Origin of the sequence: Chromatocurvus halotolerans (genome assembly GCF_004340525.1) — a bacterium.
GTDB lineage: Bacteria > Pseudomonadota > Gammaproteobacteria > Pseudomonadales > Halieaceae > Chromatocurvus > Chromatocurvus halotolerans.
In genome coordinates this window covers 237,369-254,091 of the sequence record NZ_SLWX01000005.1, presented here as the reverse complement: position 1 = coordinate 254,091, position 16,723 = coordinate 237,369, and the positions used below count along the sequence as shown (strand labels likewise).

The following is a 16,723-nucleotide window of genomic DNA, read 5'->3' as shown; positions in this document are numbered from 1 at the left end:
AGAGGCAAGGCAATTCGCATGGACATTGACAGCATACGCAGCCAGTTTCCGATACTGCACAACAAGACCTACCTGAACAGCTGTTCCTATGGCGCGTTGGCCGTGTCGGTACGCCGGGCGATGGAGCAGTATCTCGACGACCGCGACACCCAGGGTGCCTGCTGGGAGCAATGGGTGGGGGATCTGGAGTCCCTGCGCGCGGAGACCGCATCGCTGCTGGGTGCCGGGCCGCAGGAAATCGCGCTGGTGCCCACCTTGTCTGCCGCGGTGAATGCCCTGGCCAGCTGCCTGGACTTCACCGGCGAGCGCAGCAGGGTAGTGGTGACCTCCCACGACTTCCCGACCACCGCGCAGATCTGGCATGCACAGAAGCGGAGAGGCGCGCAGGTGCACTGCGTCGAGCTGGATGACTGCGCGAATGCAGACGATGCCACGGCGCGCTTCGTCGATGCCATTGACGACAAGACCCTGCTGGTGGCGATTCCCTGGGTGTGCTACCGCCATGGCCGCCGGCTCGACGTCAACGCCATCGCGAGGATTGCCAGGGCGCACGGCGCGATGGTGGTGCTGGATGGCTATCAGGCCATTGGCACCTTTCCGGTGGGCGTGACGACGATCGATGTCGATGTGCTGCTGGGGGGCTATCTGAAATACCTGATGGGCACCGCAGGGCTCGGCTTCATGTATGTGAAAGCAGACCTTGTGCCGCAGCTGTTGCCGACCACCAGCGGCTGGTTTGCCCAGGAAGACGTGGCCGCCATGAGCATCGCCGGGAACGTGCCCGCCAACTCGGCACGGCGCTTCGAGGCCGGCACGCCGGATGTCAGCGCTATCAATCCCTGTCGCGCCGGGCTTGCGATCCTGCGTGAGGTCGGCATGCAGGCGGTCGAGGCGCAGAACATTGCGATTACCGATGCCATCAAGCGCGAGGCGGCTGCCCGCGGCTGGATTTCGGCAACCGGCGACTGGCCCCACGGCGCGATGATCGCGCTGCGCTCTACCGACATGAATACCCTGGTGCAGCGGCTGGCCGAGGTGGACATCGTCGTGTCCTGCCGCGACGGCAATCTGCGCATCTCGCCGCATTTCTACAACAGTGTGGAGGACATCGAGGCGCTGTTTGCGGCCCTGGACAGCCATGGGGAGTTGCTGGTTCCGGGATCAGATCCGAGCGGGGGCTGACCTCACAGGGGCGCTGTCAGGCGCCTACCAGCTCCAGCGCATCTCCCCTTACATGCCCCTGCCGGATCTCATCCCGTAGCTGTCCCTCGCTGATCACGCCCTTCTCGATGCATTCGCGCACCAGTCCAAAGAAGAACGCCTCCTGAGCAGGGTCGGGGTGCGCTGCATAAGTACCAGCAAATTTGTAGTCGCCAAACAGTGCCCGGCGCGCCCGCCGCAGCCAGTGGCGGGGCGGGAACAGCTGAAAGGTGTCTGCCGGCCGATAGTCGATCGGCAGGCCGGTCTTCCAGGGCTGGGTCTTGCGCTTGGTGTTGTGCAGAAGCTTCGTGTTCCCGTCCAGGTGGTCGAAGTCGTTCCAGTGGCTCTCGAACAGGCCGATGGTCGCCGGATCCTCCAGCTTGAGTGAGATCCAGTCCATGTAGTCACGCTGTGCCGGTTCGAACATGGCGGTGAAGTCGCGCTCGAAATCCCAGTGCGTGAGCTTCGCGCAGTCCAGCAGCATGACGCTGGAGGCATAGGCGCCCTTGCGGCCCTTGTTGCCGGACTTGGGGCGGCACAGGATGGCGGCGCCCTGCATGTCTCGCTGCAGCAGCTCGAGAATGTCGCCGACGGCAAAGATATCCGGGTCCATGACGATGGCCCGGCCCTCGTAATTCATCAGCTGCGGCGGGGCGAAGCGCAGTGGGGTGAAGGACTGCAGGTCGTCGTTGAGCCAGGGCCGCATCTCGCCATCGCGCAGGTAGCGACGGCCCTCATGCTCTGCCATGACGGGGAAGTCCTTGACCTCGATAAAGCGCACATCGAAGGCATCGGCGTCGGCGCTGTTCTTCTGCAGCGAGTAGCGGCTGACCAGTGCGCCGAGCATCTGCTTGTGGTTGGTGTGTATGAAAACGGTTGGCTTCACGGCGTTCACCCGGTGTCTGTCCTGTGCGATAGTTTACGCGCTAGCGGCGCCGGCATAAATGCCCGAACCCATCGCCGGTTTTGCGTCTACACCCTTGAGCAAGGATTTCACGTGTCCCCTGAGATGCCCGACAAGTCGCCGCCACGGGTCTGGTGCCTGCTCGGCTACAAGGCCGGCGACAATACGCAGGTGACCGCGCTGGCCGATGCCCTTGGCTGGCCCTGGAGTCCTATCCGCATTCACGCAAGGCCCTGGGAACTCACCACGCATCTCGCCCTGCGCGCTACCCTTGCCGGTATCGACCGCAGCCGATCCAGCGAACTGCTACCCCCCTGGCCCGATCTGCTGATCAGCGCGGGTCGTCGCAACGAGCCCGTGGCGAGGTGGATACAGTCGCAAAGCGCTGGCGCGACCCGACTGGTGCATGTCGGCCGGCCCTGGGCGCCACTCTCGACCTACGACCTGATCGTGACTACACCCCAGTATCTCCTGCCGGATCTGCCGAACATCCGGCACAATCGCCTGCCGCTGTTTCACCACGATGCTGATGCGCTGGATCAGGAAGCCGCGGCGCTGGCACCACAGCTGGCGACGCTGCCCTCACCGCGCATCGCGCTGCTGCTCGGCGGCGACAGCGGCAAGTTCGTGTTTACCCCGGAGAAGGGTCGGCGCCTCGGCCAGCTGGCCAGTACCCTGGCGCGGGCCTCGTCGGGATCCATCATTCTCACCGACAGCCCGCGAACGCCGCGTGCCGCCATGGATGCCTGCGTTGAAGCCATTGATGTACCCGCCTTCGTGCACCGCTGGTCCGCCGACGCCCCCAACCCCTACCGCGGCATCCTGGCCAGCGCCGACGCCTTTATCGTGACCGGCGAATCCATGTCCATGCTGGCCGAGGCCCGGGCACAGCGAAAGCCGCTTTACATCTTCGACATGCACGACGACCCGAAAACACGCTGGTGGCGCCACCGCCACGCCTGGCGCTACAAACCCGTGAGCCACCGACTCGCCATGCGCTTTGCACCCCAGCGCATGCGCCGCGATATCGGACGCATACAGAACGCCCTGGTAAGCGCCGGCGAGGCACAGTGGTTGAATACTGCCTCAGCCGAAGAGGGGCTTGGCGCCGTTGTTGATAGCTGCGCTGCTCCTCCACCCGGAGCCAACGAACTCGCGATCACGGCACAGAAAGTCAGAACCTTGCTGGAAGGGCATTAGCTGACACTGATTTTCAATTCGAACGTTCGAATCGATCACGTGCGCGCTTGATGGCCAGGTCTGAATCCACAGTTTGAACAGCCCGCAATTCCGCTCTCGCTAGCAGGACGGATACCACTTCCCCTGGCTCCCGCTCTAAACCAGGTCTGCTCCTCGCGTCCCCGTTCCGCCGACCGTCTGCGGCCAGGATGGCCGCAGACGAGCCGCCATGGATGGCATCTTTGCGTGTCGGCGGAACGGGGACGCGAGGGGCAGGCCGGCGATCGGAGCGCAATCAGGGACGGGTGAGGCCGGCGATCAATCGGTAATCAGGAAAGAGCGATCAAGCCGCCCGGGAAACCCCCGCCAGCGGATGCACCGGCGCCGGCGGCAGATCCGGCGTGCGCGCCAGCACCTCCAGCGCATCATGCCGCACATGATTCCGCGCCATCTCCTCCCGCAGCTGCTCCTGCGTGATCTTGCCCTCGGCCAGGCACTCCTTCAGCAGCCCGAAAAAGAAGCGCTCCTGGTTGATATCGGGATGCTGTCGGTAGTTGCCCAGAAACGCATATTCACCGAACAGCTTGCGCCGCGCCCGCATGATCCAGGCCGCCGGTGGGAACAGCCGGAAGCGTTCGGCGGGGCGCCAGTCCGTTGGCAGACCGGTCTTCCAGGGCTGGGTGCGGCGGCGCGTGGTGTGCAGCATTTTCGTGTCGGTGGTGAATTTGTCGAAGTCGTTCCACTCCGGCTCGAAGAAGCCGATGCTGTCCCGCGGCTCTTCCTTCAGGCAGATCCACGGCTGGTAGTCCTGCTCGAAGGTGAACATGGCGCGGAACCTGGCTTCGGCATCCCAGTGGGAGAGCTTCGCGCAGTCCAGCAGCATGACGCTGGAGGCCATGCACTTGTCGACCAGTCCCTTGGGCCCCGAGCGCATGCGGCACATGATGGCCTTGCCCTGCATGTCGCGGGAAAGCAGGTCCCAGATATCCGTGGTGGCAAAGATGTCCGGGTCGATGACCACCGCACGACCCTCATAGCCCATCAGCTGCGGGGGCATGAAGCGGGTAGGTGTGAAGGACTGCAGATCATCGTTGAGCCAGGTGCGGGGTACCCCGTCGCGCAGGTATTCCTGACCCTCGTATTCCTGAAAGAAGGGATAGTCGGCGGTGTCCATCAGGGTTACGTCGAACCGGTCGTTGTTCGACGAATAGCGCCGCAGCGCGTGTGCCGCCACTATCGCGCCGGTGATCTGCTTGTGGTTGGTCTGTATGAAAACGCCGGCCCGCATGCCCGCTCCACCGTTGCAATGACGTCGCGAACTATAAATCAAGGCAGCGGGTTTTTCTATCCGCGGGGGCTGTTGCGTGCGCCTGAACCGCAGATCGCGAAGGTGGTCAGGGGGGCCGTGACGATAAACAGCCAATAGCGGAAATCGAAGTTGAGAAGGCGGAAGTTGCTCAGGCTGCTGGCGAGAAGCAGGCACAGGGCGCCGGCGAGGAACAGCGCAGTATCGGCGGGCAGCTGGCCGCGGCGCCAGGCCTGCCAGCCACTGCTCAGCGTGTATTTGACACAAAACAGAAACAGCAGCAGTCCAGCCATGCCAAGGCGGACAAGAAGGTCCAGCGCGACATTGTGGTAATCGTTGTACTGCTGCAGCACCCGATCGTCGCTGGCGAGCAGCGTCAGCTTGCTCGCCGCCGGGCCGGCACCCAGGAGGGGCGCTTCAAGCCACTGCCGATAGCCTGCCTCCAGCATCTGAATGCGGGTTCCAATGCTGTGCTCCCAGCCGCGCTCATCGGCGCTGCTGATCGCGTCCAGGTTGCCACTGAGCAAAAACCCTATGGTGTGCTGTTCCTCGCTGAGGCGCTGTATCAGGTTGGGTGCATTGAGTCCGGCGATCACCAGCAGCAGGACCAGCGGCGCACTCATGCGTGCCAGCGCCGGGAGACCGCCGCGCTGCCAGCTGCTGCGCAGGGCAAACAGCGCCGCGAGAGCCGCGAGGGGCAGTAGTCCGAGCCAGGCGGCCCGAGACTGCGACAGGATCACCCACTGCAGGCTGGCAGCCACGCCCACGGTCAGCAGCAGGGCGGTACCCGCAAGGCCCCAGGGCCCGTGGGCATGGGCAAGCACGCGCGGCGCAAACAGCAGCAGTCCGATCAGCAGCGTACCGGCGTAATAGCCCAGACCTATGGTTTCCAGCCCGAGTCCGAGCCGCATCTGCCACCAGGGCTGCGGGTAGTCGAACTGCCAGTCGAAGTGCCACAGGCGAGCGATCACGAAGCCTGCCGCGGCGGTGACGAGAAAGCGCAGTATCCGCCTGTGGTCGCCGCGCAGCGCCCAGGCAACTGCCACAAAGGCGCAGAGATAGAGAATTCTCGCTGCATCCTTGGCGTGCAGAGCAGCGTTCCCGGGGTCGTTCGCGACCGCGAGCACGGTCCGGGCCACGGTATAGGCAGCCAGTGCCGCCGTGCACCAGAAAAGCGGCGCCTGGCGCAGCTGCGGCCACGCCGCACGCCGGTCGCGCCAGAGTGCGTACAGCATCAGGAGGCAGCCGATGACCGCGAGTGCGCGCTGGCTGAAAGCGGTGAAGGCAAACAGGTAAAGACCGATGCTGCCGCTGTCCTGTGTTGCTGCGCGCGACAGGCGCTGAATCACCGGAAGATGCCCCGACGGTAAAGCCGCCAGAAAAAGCCCCAGCTGTAAAGCAGTGGCCAGCGCCGCACGCGCGGCGGGATGATGATGGGCTCACCCGAATGACGCTCCAGCTTCCATGCGATGTAGTCCAGACCGTTGCCGAAAGTGAACAGCGCTTTCACCAGGCGCGCAATGGAACGCAGCTTGCCGCTGGTGCGACGCAGCGCCCAGGCCAGCCGTGAGAGTCCGCGGCGTCGCAAGGAGGCACTGCTGTGGTAGATAGGGGGAGATACCGAAAAATCGAGGACAAGCTGCAGCGACGGATCTTCGGCGGCCCGCCGGGCCGCCTCAAGGTAGAAAGTCTCCGAGGCAAGCACAAGCTCCCGGGTGCGTCCCGGACGCTCCGTGCGCAGCTCGGTGGCATAGCTCAGCTGCAGCGCCTCTACCCAGAGGTCACTGATGCAGCCGCTGGGAGGCAGTGCCGGCAGGCTGCGCTTGAGCAGTGTCCGCGACGCATCGCGCAGCGCCGTTGCGATGCCCCGTCGCACGCTGTCATCCCGAACCCGCGGCAGCGCGACCGGCTGCGCGAAGCGGCCCCAGAAATAGGATTCGAAATGGCCGGGACTGCAGGCGCGCCGAAAGTCCTTCAGCGACAGGACGCTGACCTTGCTGCGCAACATGCGGCCGGCCGTTTCCTGCTGGGCGTAAAACACGTTGGGCGGCAGCAGGCGATTGCCGGCGGCGAGTGCGCCGGCGCCGTAGGCGTCACGGTAACGGCTGCACAGCAGGTAGATGTCCAGCAGGCCGTCAAAGATATCGCCGCTGCGCAGGCAGGATCCGTAGACGATGATGCCCAGTACGGACTGGTTGTACTGCGCCTCAAGCGCATCCAGCAAGGCATTCAGCGCCTGCTGGTCGTCGTTATCCAGGGGCAGGTCGGCAAAGAACGGGTCGATGTGCTCCTGCTGCATGGCTACAGACGCAGAAAGGTGACAGGCGCAGTCGCTGCCACGACCAGCGGGCCGGTGGGCGTCAGCACCTCGCCGTCCAGATTGATGGGGCCTGCGATATCCATATGCAGCTCCGTTGCATTGGTGGAGTGGTAGCCGCGCTCGGGGCGTGCTCCGCGGCCGGGTCTGCCGGCTATGATACGGATAAAATTGGGTAAAAAGCGCCGACACTCCCGGTCGACGACGGTCAATCTGAGGGGGCCGTCTCCCTCGCCCCAGAAAGGGCGCATGCCAAATGACAGTCGCTGCAGGGTGGACAGTGCCAGAATCAGCGCATCGTGCTCGCGTACAGCAGCGCCATCGCTGCGGATGGAAACCCGGCTGCACCTGCTGAAAGCTGGATCCTGTCGCAGGACACCCCAGACAGTGCGCAGCGTGCTCAGCGCCAGACTCGCATCATCGCGCACGCCCCGCGCATGAATTTCCCGGTGGGCAAACTCGGTGCCGCCGATAATCGCGCCCGCCCCGAGAAACATGCCGTAATGCCGCGTCCCGTTCATGTCGAGGCGCATCAGGCACCGCTGCGTGCGTTCGCCGGCGCTCTGCCCGGCGGCGGGAGACGTGGCCCAGCGGCACAGCCGGGCGACAGCCGGCCGCAGTCTGCCGCGGACGCCGACGTCCCCGGCCGTCATGTTCGCGGTTCCGGCCGGCAGGATGATCACCGCCGGCGGTCGGGGAAATGCAGCGCCCTCGAGCATGGCGCCGAGAACCGCTGCCACCGTGCCATCGCCGCCGTTGACCACCAGGGTGTCGACCCGGGAGTCAGCGAGACGGGCGAGGGCTGCGGGAATGTCGGCGGGGGTGGCGGTTACGGCATGCTGTATGACGCCGGGACAGCATGCCAGGGTCGTCTCGACGGCGCCGAAGTGATCGCGATTGTGGCCGCTGGTGGGGTTGCTGATCACGCCGACGCGGGCGCCGGGCCTGCTCACGGCGGGGGCGAGGGCCGCAGGCGCTGGGCCGGATTGCGAGTGTTTCGGGTGCTGGCCTCGATCAGGTTCAGTTCTGCGCTGCCAATCCGCGGTGCATCCCCGCGCAGACGCAGCGGCAGGCCGGTGGCAGTGTCGATGAACACGTGAATTTTTCCGCTCATGCCCATGAGCATGACGTCCGGCTCTTCGGGGTTGCCCGGCAGTGGCACCAGGCGCAGTGTCAGCACTTGGCAGCGGCGGTCCTTGCGGCGCCGCTCGCCGTCCACCGTCAGCGTGTTGCCGATGGTCACGATCTTGTCCGACAGGTCCGCTTCCAGCCGGAAGAAGTTGAGGTCGGTATGCACCAGGTAGTTGTCTGCCCGCGACGGATCCTCCAGCAGGGTCGGCAGCAGAACGAGCAGGGCGTGCGTGGCGACGATGTGTCGCCCCTCCGCCTGGGGCGGCAGCGGCAGGTTCATCTCGTGGGTGGCCGGCCAGTCTGCGGGGGATACGCTGTCATCCCCCGCGGGAGGTTCGCGCCGCTCGCGGGCGATGAGCGTATCGTGGTACTCATGGATCTTCACGCGCGAGTCCCGCCCGCGGCTGAGACGCCAGCGGAACTGCGCGGCGCCGGTGGCGGCATCCAGCGTCAGCGTGATCTGTTCGCTGTTGCTGGCCACATAGTTGTTGACCTCCAGCGACAGGTAGCCCGACGAGCGCTGGGTATCGCTGGCCTGCGCCGAGTCGAGGTCCCGTGCGCCGCGGGCGTCGGTAAATTCGCTGAGCGTGAGAACGCCGCGGGCGGTAGCCCAGAAACTTTTCTGTTCAAACACGAGCTGCTGCCAGGGCGGCATCTGCATGGCCCGTGCGGAACCGGACAGCAGGCACACCAGAAGCCACGGCAGCAGAGCCATCCACTGCAGCGGCATCGCGCTGTGCCAGTTGTGCCGGATTGAGAGCATATGCAATGATCCCGTCGATTTGGGGCGCAAAGCTACCATACATCGGGCCGGCGGGTCCGGCGTCGGGGCACCCCGTGGTAATTTTCAGGACAAATTCGTTGCTTTCAGTCTCTTTGCGCTTCTGCCGCCTGTCGGCACAGCGAAACGGCGCAGCCGATGCCGATCCGGCGCAGCCGCTGTTGCCGCTCCTGTCCCTGGCGGAGCAGGAGCGCTGTGCGCGATTGCCGGCTATCCATGCAAGCCGGGCCATTGTCGCGCGCGCCCTGGTGCGCACGGAGCTGGCCGCGGCCCTCGGCGTGACGCCATCGAGCCTGGTCTTTGTCGCGGGACGCCACGGCAAGCCTGCGCTTCTGGATCCGCCCCGGCCGTTGGCGTTCAACCTGAGTCACAGCGGCGAGTGGGTGGCGCTGGCCTGGCACACGGGACGCGACGCGCTTTCCCTCGGCGTGGATGTGGAGCAGCGCTCGGCCGGCAGGCGGGACGTGATGCGCCTGGCGCGGCGCTATTTCAGCCACCCGGAGCAGCTGGCGCTGGAAGCGCTCGCGGGCGCTGCCCGGGAGGCCCTGTTCTACCGACTGTGGACCCTGAAGGAGGCGTGGGTGAAAGCTCACGGGCTTGCCTTGGCCCCACAGCTGGGAGCCGTGTCGTTCAGCCTGCAGGACGGTGCACTGGCGGTGGCGAACGCCACCCAGCACGACACCGGGCGTTTCCTCCACGGCGAGACGGACGGCGATGCCTGTGCCTCGCTCTGTGTGCTGGCTGGCGAGGCTCAGCCGGTCAGCGTGGATGCCTGGATCGGTATGCCGCGGGGCGACTGGTCGCGGATGTCGCTGCGCGGCTGGTCCGGGTCGCTGTCGGTGTAAACCCGCTTCGCTGTCGGTTCAAGACCGCTTCGCTAGACGTTGAACCGGAAGTGGATAACATCGCCGTCCTGCACGACATAGTCCTTGCCTTCGAGGCGCCAGCGGCCGGCGTCTTTCGCGCCCTGCTCGCCGTTATAGGCAATGAAATCCGCGTAGCCAACCACTTCGGCGCGGATAAAGCCCTTCTGGAAATCCGTATGGATCACACCGGCGGCCTCGGGTGCGGTGGCGCCCACGCGCACGGTCCAGGCGCGCACTTCCTTCTCCCCGGCGGTAAAGTAGGTCTGCAGGTTCAGCAACTGGTAGCCGGCGCGGATCACGCGGTCAAGGCCGGGCTCCTCCATGCCGAGATCGGCGAGAAACTCCGCGCGCTCGGCGTCCTCGAGCTCGACAATTTCCGATTCCAGCTTGTTGCACACCACCACGACCTCGGCGTTTTCCCCGGCCGCGATGCGCCGCACCTCATCCACGTGAGCGTTGTTGTCGAAGCCGTCCTCGTCGACGTTGGCAATGTACAGGGTCGGTTTGGCAGTGAGGAGGAAGAGCTGGCGGACCAGGGCGCGCTCTGCGTCGTCAAGCGCAAGGCCGCGCACAGGTTTTGTCTCGTTGAGGTGCGGCAGCAGGCGATCTTCCAGCAGGGCTTTCATGGCAATGGAGGGCTTGTCGCCGCCCTTGGCGGTGCGCACTACCTTCTGCAGCTGCTTTTCACAGCTTTCCAGGTCTGCCAGCGCCAGCTCGGTGTTGATCACCTCGATATCGGAGGCCGGGCTGATGCGGTTGGCGACGTGAATCACGTTATCGTCGTCAAAGCAGCGGACAACATGGGCAATGGCATCGGTCTCGCGAATGTTGGCGAGGAACTGGTTGCCGAGGCCCTCGCCCTTTGACGCTCCCGCCACCAGCCCGGCAATGTCGACAAACTCCATCGTTGTCGACACTTCCCGCTGCGGTTTCACAATGGCAGCGATTGCCGCCTGGCGCGGATCCGGCACCGGCACGATGCCGGCATTCGGTTCGATGGTGCAGAACGGAAAATTCTCCGCGTCGATCCCGGCGCGCGTGAGCGCATTGAACAGGGTGGACTTGCCGACGTTGGGCAGTCCCACAATCCCGCATTTGAATCCCATACAGTGTTCCTTGGTGGCAGCGTCAGCTGGCGCTGAAGCTGTGCAGTTGTGTCATGGCCTTGACCGGATCGCCATCCAGAAGAAGCGGCAGTGCGTCAGCCGCCGCCGCGATCGCCGCATCGGTCATCTCGCGCTCCGCCGTGGGTGCGCGCCCGAGAACATAGGGGCTGACGCGATCCGCGCTGCCCGGGTGGCCGATGCCGATGCGTAGCCGCTGGAAGTCGGTGGCGTTGCCCAGCGCACGCACGATGTCCCTGAGCCCGTTGTGGCCGCCGTGACCGCCGTCCCGCTTGAAGCGCGCGACGCCGGGAGCCAGATCCAGCTCATCGTGAGCAACGAGAATTTGCGGTGGCGCCAGCTTGAAGAAACCTGCCATGGCGCCCACGGCCTGGCCGCTGCGGTTCATGAAGGTGTCCGGAATGAGCAGGCGGACGTCGTGTCCAGCGATGGTGAGGCGGGCGGTCTGGCCGAAAAAACGGCTCTCGGAGGACAGTGCGCCGCCGTGGCGGCGCAGCAGGGCTTCCACAAAGTCGGCACCGGCGTTATGCCGGGTGCCGCGGTAGGCGTCTCCGGGATTGCCGAGGCCGACGATCAGTGCCACTGCGGCAGACATACCCCGGAAACGCCGGTGCAAATGACGGGGCGCGGATTACTCGTCGCCCTTGCCATCCTCGTCGTCATCCTGCGTGGGCACTTCGTCCGCAGCCGGCGCATCCTCGCCCTCGGCATCGTCCTCTTCCTCAGTGTCGACGCGCGGCGCCACAACGGCGGCTATTGGCATGTCGTGGTCTTCGCCCAGTGACAGCGCGACCGATGCGGTGCCTTCCGGCAGCTTCACGTCGGACAGGTGGATGCTGTCGCCGATGCTCAGATCCTGCATGTCGATCTCGATGTATTCGGGAATGTTTGCCGGCAGGCACAGCAGCTCGATTTCCGTGGCCTGGTGCTCGATAACACCGCCTTCGAGCTTGACGCCCTTGCAGGAGTCTTCATTCATGAAGTGGATCGGGATGTTGACCTTGAGCTCCACCTTCTCGTCGATGCGCAGAAAATCCGCGTGCATCACAAGCTCTTTTGCCGGGTGCCGCTGCAGGTCCTTGAGAATGGCTTTCTCGGTGTCGCTGCCAATTTTTACGGCAATGACCTGGGAGAAGAAGGCTTCGTTTTCCAGGGCCTTTTCGAGATCCTTGCTGACGATGCTCAGCGGACGTGGGTCTTTGCCCGCGCCGTAGATAATGGCCGGTACCAGGTTCGCGAGGCGACGCAGGCGGCGGCTCGCACCTTTCCCCAGGTCGTCGCGCGGGATCGCGTTGATTTCCAGTTGGTCAGACATTGTCGTGACTCCTATGCTTCAAATGCCGGCAGGCTTGCGACCAGCCTTGCCGACACGGCTACGTAAGCGCTCTCTCTGCGCCCTGCCCGGGAAGGGCAGGGCTATCAGGCAGAGAACAGCGCGCTGATGGATTCCTCGTTCGAGACGCGGCGGATGGACTCCGCCAGCAGATCCGAGATGGTGAGCTGGCGGATCTTGCTGATGGCCCGGGCCTCGTCGCTCAGGGGAATCGTATCGGTGACCACGAGCTCATCGAGCGCGGAGCCACGAATATTGTCCAGGGCGCGGCCGGACAGCACGGGGTGCGTGCAGTAGGCAACAACCTTTGTGGCGCCGCGCGCCTTCAGCGCGTCGGCAGCATTGCACAGCGTGCCCGCGGTATCGACCATGTCGTCTACCAGCAGGCAGGTGCGGCCATCCACCGCGCCGATCACGTTCATGACCTGGGCTTCATTGGCCTGGGGACGGCGCTTGTCGATGATAGCGAGCTCTGCGTCGTCGAGCTGCTTGGCGATGGCCCGGGCGCGCACCACGCCGCCGATATCCGGCGATACCACGACCAGGTTGTTGTAGTGGCAGGCCACGATATCGTCGTTGAGTACCGGCGAGCCGTAGACGTTGTCCACCGGGCAGGCAAAGAAACCCTGAATCTGCTCGGCGTGCAGATCGACTGTCAGTACGCGGTCGACGCCGACGGCGACCATCAGGTCGGCTACCACCTTGGCGGAAATCGGCACCCGCGACGAGCGTGCCCGGCGGTCCTGTCGCGCGTAGCCGAAGTAGGGCACGACGGCGGTGATGCGCGCGGCAGAGGCACGGCGCAGCGCATCGATCATTACCAGGAGTTCCATGAGGTTGTCGTTGGTGGGCGCGCAGGTGGACTGCAGCACGAACACGTCCTTGCCGCGCACGTTCTCGTTCAGCTCGACCGCAATCTCGCCGTCACTGAAGCGACCGACATCGGCCTTGCCCAGGGAAAGATACAGGCGACTGGCCACCCGGCGCGCCAGCTCGGGATTGGCGTTGCCGGTGAAAACCATCATTTTTGCGGACACGGCGCGTACCCCAGGAGAACGTTGTCGGATTCCGGAAATTGGCTGGGGTGGCAGGATTCGAACCTGCGAATGCCGGGATCAAAACCCGGTGCCTTGCCACTTGGCGACACCCCAAAAGCTGGCTCAGAGTAACAACTCTGTGTTTTTCACGGCGGGAGACCGGTTGATGCCCGCTGCCACCCACGCTTTCCAGCGCGCTGGCACCTGCTCCGCGATGCGCCTTGCCTGCACCTCGGACCCGCAGCGGCAGAATATACACGCCCCTGTGCCGGTCAATCTCGCTTCCCCGAAATTCTGCAGCCAATTCAGTGCATTATCCACCTCAGGGTAGAGCTGGCGCACAATCGGCTCGCAATCGTTCCGGGAGTCCCCCGCGAAAAAGGCGTGCATTGTGATGGGCGGTGTGTCGCGTGTCAATTGCCGGTGGGAAAATATTTCCCCGGTGTGCACGGCGCAGTCGGGTTTGAGGACAAGATACCACGCCGGGGGGAGATCCAGCGGTGTCAGCTGTTCGCCGATGCCCTCGGCCCAGGCGCTGCGTCCAAGCACGAATACCGGCACATCCGCACCCAGGGCGGCGCCGGTGCGCTGCAGCGCGGCGGTGGACAGCCGCAGCCCCCACAGCGCATTGAGCGCCAGCAGGGTGCTCGCCGCGTCGGAGCTGCCGCCGCCCAGACCGCCGCCGCTGGGCAGCTGTTTTTCCAGGCGTATTGTCGCACCGCAGTGCTCGGGGGTACCCGGCAGGGCTTTCAGCGCCATTGCCGCACGCACCACCAGGTTGTCGCTGTCGGCGATGCCGAGATCGGGACCGTCGAGTGCGATAACGCCGCTGCGATTCGTCTCGACAACAAGGGAGTCGCCGATGTCGAGCAACTGGAAGACCGTCTGCAGGTTGTGGTAGCCGTCGTCGCGGCGCCCGGTAATGTGCAGGAAGAGGTTGATCTTGGCGGGCGCATGGATGCGCAGGCGACGGCCGTCAGTCATTGGTCTGGCAGCGCCCAGCGCGCGTTGACCAGGCGCAGGCTGATGTTGTCGCCGGCATGGGTGATGCGCAGCGTTGCCGGGAGGGAGCCGCTTCCCGCCGGCGTGTAGGCGGTGTAGGAAATCTTCCAGCCACCCTGCCGGATCTCCTCGGCGCGCCCGTCCTGCAGCGACAGTTGTTCAATGGACTGATCGGGGTCCGGCAGGCCACGCAGCCAGAAGGGCAGGGCGCTCACCGGTATCGGCCAGCCGGTCGCCGCTGCCAGCGTTTCAGGCGTGCTGCTGTCGTAGGCGCTGCGGTCGCCACCGCGCTCCACCTCCAGCCGGTCGCCCTGCTGCGTGATGCGCACGGCGCCGGCGCCGAAGGGGCCCGAGAGGTCGACTTCACTGCGGTCGTTGGCCTGCGACCAGTTGAGGCTGGCGTTTTCCGCGCCGCCGCGCCAGCGCAGGGCTACCTTCGCCGACAGATCCCAGTGCGTGAGGGACGCCGCGCGCTCCTGGTAGGTCTGCCACTGCGTTGCCGGCGGTGGGCCGGCGGGCTGTATCGCGCAGCCAGCCAGGATGGACAGTGCGATGACCGGCAGCGCGTTGTACGCGCGTTTCCCGCCTGTGCTCACGCCGCGCTGTCCTCAGGGCAGATCATCCACCCCCAGCCGTTGCAGGGTCTCGCGCAGCACCGGGTGTTCCGGATCCTGGAGCAGGGCGCCGCGCCAGATGTTGCGGGCGCCTTCCGGGTCGTCGTTCATCCACATCACCTCGCCAAGATGCGCGGCCACCTCGGGGTCGGGGAAGCCGGCATAGGCGCGGGTGAGGTAATCGATGGCGGCATCGTACTCGCCCTGCCGGTAGAGAACCCAGCCCATGCTGTCGAGAATGGCCGGCTCGTTGGGCTCCAGTGCCAGGGCCTCGCGGATCAGGCTGTGGGCCTCGTCGAGCTGGTCCGTCCGGTTCGCCAGCGTGTAGCCGAGCGCGTTCAGTGCCGTGGCGTTTGCGGGCTCGCGCCCGATAATGCTGCGCAGGTCGGCGACGGCAGCGTCGATGTTGTCGCGTCGCTCGTAGACCACCGAGCGCGCGTAGCGCAGCGACGTGGAATCCGGGAAGGTGTTGATGGCCTCGTTGAGCAACGCCAGGCTGGCATCGTCACGGCGCGCCTCATTGAGCAGATTGGCCTGCAGCGCATACAGCTGTTCACTGCGCGCCGGATAACTCTGGCGCAGCGTGGCAAAGTAGCCGCTGAAGCGCGCCTGCTGGTCCTGCGCCAGCAGCAGCACACCAATGCGCATGCTGGCCGCCAGCAGATCCTTGCCGTCGCCAACCTGCATGTAGTGCTCGATCGCCTGTGCGGTGTCGTCCTCGCTTTCGGCGATGCGACCCAGCACGAAATACGCTTCGCTGGTACGCTGGCGCTGCTTCAGCAGCTGCTGCAGATAGCGCTTGGCCGCCTCCGGATCATCGAGCTCCTCGTTGATCAGCGCCAGGGAAAACAGCAGGTCGCCGTCCTCCGGGTTACCCGCGGACAGAATCTCGAATTGCTCCCGCGCCGCATCCATGTCGTCCCGCGCCAGCAGCCTGGCGTACTGCAGTCGCAGCCGGTCGCGTCCGGCATCGTCTTCAAGCGCCTGCTCGATGCGCGCAAAGGGCGTCTCGCTGCCCTGCTCCTGCAGCATGCGTGCCTCCAGCAGCAGCGCCTGGTGCTGGAACGGTTCCTGCGCAAAGACATCGCCGAGCCGGGCCAGAGCGCGCTCCGGGTCACCCATCTCGTCGGCGACCAGAGCCCGGGTCATGAGCAGGGAGATACTGTCGGACAGGTCGGGCATCAGCGCATCGAGCGCCTCCACCATTGCCTGCTGCTCCTCTGGATCAAGGTCGCCGAAGCCGTTCATGAGAATGGGGAAACGGGCATTGGACTCGTCGTCACGGGCCACGATGGCGAGGTGTTCGACCGCCTCCAGCAGGCGTCCCTCACGAACCAGCAGCGTTGCCAGCGTGTTGTGTGGCTCCGGATTGTCGGGCTCCAGCTCTACCCACAGGGTGACAGCCTCGCGCGCTGCATCCTCGCGCTGGAGATACTGGGCGAGGTGCGTGGCATGTGCGCTCACCGCGGGGTCGCGCAGTTTCGCCGCCTGCTCCATGTACAGGTTCATCGCCGTGGGGTAATCGCGCTTGCGCAGGGCAAACTCGGCCGCCAGCAGGGGGTAGACACTGTCGTCCGGCAGCCTTCGGTAGGTCGATTCGTCCAGCGTCGGAGGTGCGGTATCGGCCGTTTCGGCAGGACGTTCTCGCGGCACGGAGACAGCGGCAGCATCGGCAGCCTGAGTCAGGTTTGACGCAGGTGCGTTGGCGGGCGTCTGTGGCTGCGCGGCGCAGGCCAGAACGACAGGAATGAAGCAGCTCGCAATGAGGGGTCGCAGGGTCATGGACTCGCTTAGATCGCTCGATAGGGTATTGCCCAATAATGACATACTCACCCGTCGAAACCCACAGCGCGGACGGGCAGGCGAGGGCCGGGGCCCGATGCCGAAAAGTTGTCGGCAACCCAAGGCCGCGCTATCAATTGTTGCGCA

The 16,723-nt window shown here is 65.2% G+C and carries 16 protein-coding genes and 1 tRNA gene; 3 read left to right on the top strand and 14 right to left on the bottom strand.

The features are described from left to right. The first annotated feature begins 18 nt into the window (after positions 1-18). Positions 19-1,182 carry an aminotransferase class V-fold PLP-dependent enzyme gene (locus tag EV688_RS08220; protein ID WP_117315345.1) on the top strand — a complete coding sequence of 388 codons (1,164 nt, stop codon included), beginning with the start codon at positions 19-21 and terminating at the stop codon, positions 1,180-1,182. A gap of 16 nt (positions 1,183-1,198) precedes the next feature. Here EV688_RS08220 and EV688_RS08215 read toward each other — a convergent pair whose 3' ends face one another. Continuing rightward, on the bottom strand, positions 1,199-2,086 hold the full coding sequence (locus tag EV688_RS08215; protein WP_117315735.1) for a glycosyltransferase family protein: 888 nt from the start codon (positions 2,084-2,086) through the stop codon (positions 1,199-1,201). Positions 2,087-2,197: 111 nt separating this feature from the next. On the opposite strand from EV688_RS08215, the gene EV688_RS08210 reads away from it, so the two are divergent. Beyond that, complete coding sequence (locus EV688_RS08210) at positions 2,198-3,304, top strand: mitochondrial fission ELM1 family protein (RefSeq protein ID WP_131917587.1); 1,107 nt, start codon at positions 2,198-2,200, stop codon at positions 3,302-3,304. A 322-nt stretch (positions 3,305-3,626) separates the two neighbouring features. Here the strand turns inward: EV688_RS08210 and EV688_RS08205 are convergent, their stop codons facing one another. Genes EV688_RS08205 through EV688_RS17405 form a run of 5 tightly spaced genes read right to left on the bottom strand, consistent with a single transcriptional unit; the run spans position 3,627 to position 8,800 of the window. Beyond that, entirely contained in the window at positions 3,627-4,571 is a 945-nt protein-coding gene (locus EV688_RS08205) for a hypothetical protein (RefSeq protein WP_117315348.1), read from the bottom strand. A 56-nt stretch (positions 4,572-4,627) separates the two neighbouring features. Further along, positions 4,628-5,938 (bottom strand): O-antigen ligase family protein, encoded by a 1,311-nt coding sequence (locus EV688_RS08200; RefSeq protein ID WP_117315350.1) that lies wholly within the window; start codon positions 5,936-5,938, stop codon positions 4,628-4,630. Beyond that, positions 5,935-6,888, bottom strand: coding sequence for a hypothetical protein (locus tag EV688_RS08195; RefSeq protein WP_117315352.1), 954 nt, complete (start codon positions 6,886-6,888; stop codon positions 5,935-5,937). The genes EV688_RS08200 and EV688_RS08195 overlap by 4 nt, the downstream gene beginning before the upstream one ends. Positions 6,889-6,890: 2 nt before the next feature. Continuing rightward, positions 6,891-7,859 (bottom strand): diacylglycerol/lipid kinase family protein, encoded by a 969-nt coding sequence (locus tag EV688_RS08190; protein WP_162883802.1) that lies wholly within the window; start codon positions 7,857-7,859, stop codon positions 6,891-6,893. Further along, positions 7,856-8,800: a hypothetical protein gene (locus EV688_RS17405; protein WP_162883803.1), complete on the bottom strand. Its 945-nt coding sequence runs from the start codon at positions 8,798-8,800 to the stop codon at positions 7,856-7,858. Before EV688_RS17405 ends, EV688_RS08190 begins: the two co-directional genes overlap by 4 nt. A gap of 98 nt (positions 8,801-8,898) precedes the next feature. Between EV688_RS17405 and EV688_RS08185 the strand changes: the two genes are divergently transcribed. Beyond that, positions 8,899-9,663 (top strand): 4'-phosphopantetheinyl transferase family protein, encoded by a 765-nt coding sequence (locus tag EV688_RS08185; RefSeq protein ID WP_162883804.1) that lies wholly within the window; start codon positions 8,899-8,901, stop codon positions 9,661-9,663. A gap of 32 nt (positions 9,664-9,695) precedes the next feature. Here EV688_RS08185 and ychF read toward each other — a convergent pair whose 3' ends face one another. The 8 genes from ychF to EV688_RS08145 form a co-directional block, all read right to left on the bottom strand. Then, the gene (ychF, locus tag EV688_RS08180; protein WP_117315356.1) at positions 9,696-10,790 is read right to left on the bottom strand and encodes a redox-regulated ATPase YchF; all 1,095 of its coding nucleotides are present in this window, start codon (positions 10,788-10,790) and stop codon (positions 9,696-9,698) included. 22 nt (positions 10,791-10,812) lie between these two features. Beyond that, positions 10,813-11,403, bottom strand: a complete 591-nt coding sequence (gene pth, locus EV688_RS08175; RefSeq protein ID WP_117315358.1) for an aminoacyl-tRNA hydrolase — start codon at positions 11,401-11,403, stop codon at positions 10,813-10,815. A gap of 36 nt (positions 11,404-11,439) precedes the next feature. Continuing rightward, a complete protein-coding gene (locus EV688_RS08170) occupies positions 11,440-12,123 on the bottom strand; it encodes a 50S ribosomal protein L25/general stress protein Ctc (protein ID WP_117315361.1) in 684 nt (227 codons plus the stop codon). A 104-nt stretch (positions 12,124-12,227) separates the two neighbouring features. Continuing rightward, complete coding sequence (locus EV688_RS08165; RefSeq protein WP_117315362.1) at positions 12,228-13,163, bottom strand: ribose-phosphate pyrophosphokinase; 936 nt, start codon at positions 13,161-13,163, stop codon at positions 12,228-12,230. Between the two features lie 54 nt (positions 13,164-13,217). Beyond that, positions 13,218-13,292, bottom strand: a tRNA-Gln gene (locus tag EV688_RS08160). Between the two features lie 9 nt (positions 13,293-13,301). Further along, positions 13,302-14,162, bottom strand: coding sequence for a 4-(cytidine 5'-diphospho)-2-C-methyl-D-erythritol kinase (gene ispE, locus EV688_RS08155; RefSeq protein ID WP_117315364.1), 861 nt, complete (start codon positions 14,160-14,162; stop codon positions 13,302-13,304). Beyond that, complete coding sequence (gene lolB / locus EV688_RS08150) at positions 14,159-14,776, bottom strand: lipoprotein insertase outer membrane protein LolB (protein ID WP_117315366.1); 618 nt, start codon at positions 14,774-14,776, stop codon at positions 14,159-14,161. The genes ispE and lolB overlap by 4 nt, the downstream gene beginning before the upstream one ends. Before the next feature lie 12 nt (positions 14,777-14,788). Then, the gene (locus EV688_RS08145; protein WP_162883805.1) at positions 14,789-16,576 is read right to left on the bottom strand and encodes a tetratricopeptide repeat protein; all 1,788 of its coding nucleotides are present in this window, start codon (positions 16,574-16,576) and stop codon (positions 14,789-14,791) included. Positions 16,577-16,723 lie beyond the last annotated feature (147 nt).

What these genes read in the sequence shown, in the direction of transcription:
- EV688_RS08220 (WP_117315345.1), top strand. Translation starts at nt 19, where the DNA reads ATGGACATTGACAGCATACGCAGCCAGTTTCCGATACTGCACAACAAG.
- EV688_RS08205 (WP_117315348.1), bottom strand. Translation starts at nt 4,571, where the DNA reads ATGCGGGCCGGCGTTTTCATACAGACCAACCACAAGCAGATCACCGGC.
- EV688_RS08195 (WP_117315352.1), bottom strand. Translation starts at nt 6,888, where the DNA reads ATGCAGCAGGAGCACATCGACCCGTTCTTTGCCGACCTGCCCCTGGAT.
- EV688_RS17405 (WP_162883803.1), bottom strand. Translation starts at nt 8,800, where the DNA reads ATGCTCTCAATCCGGCACAACTGGCACAGCGCGATGCCGCTGCAGTGG.
- ychF (WP_117315356.1), bottom strand. Translation starts at nt 10,790, where the DNA reads ATGGGATTCAAATGCGGGATTGTGGGACTGCCCAACGTCGGCAAGTCC.
- pth (WP_117315358.1), bottom strand. Translation starts at nt 11,403, where the DNA reads ATGTCTGCCGCAGTGGCACTGATCGTCGGCCTCGGCAATCCCGGAGAC.
- EV688_RS08170 (WP_117315361.1), bottom strand. Translation starts at nt 12,123, where the DNA reads ATGTCTGACCAACTGGAAATCAACGCGATCCCGCGCGACGACCTGGGG.
- EV688_RS08165 (WP_117315362.1), bottom strand. Translation starts at nt 13,163, where the DNA reads ATGGTTTTCACCGGCAACGCCAATCCCGAGCTGGCGCGCCGGGTGGCC.
- ispE (WP_117315364.1), bottom strand. Translation starts at nt 14,162, where the DNA reads ATGACTGACGGCCGTCGCCTGCGCATCCATGCGCCCGCCAAGATCAAC.
- EV688_RS08145 (WP_162883805.1), bottom strand. Translation starts at nt 16,576, where the DNA reads ATGACCCTGCGACCCCTCATTGCGAGCTGCTTCATTCCTGTCGTTCTG.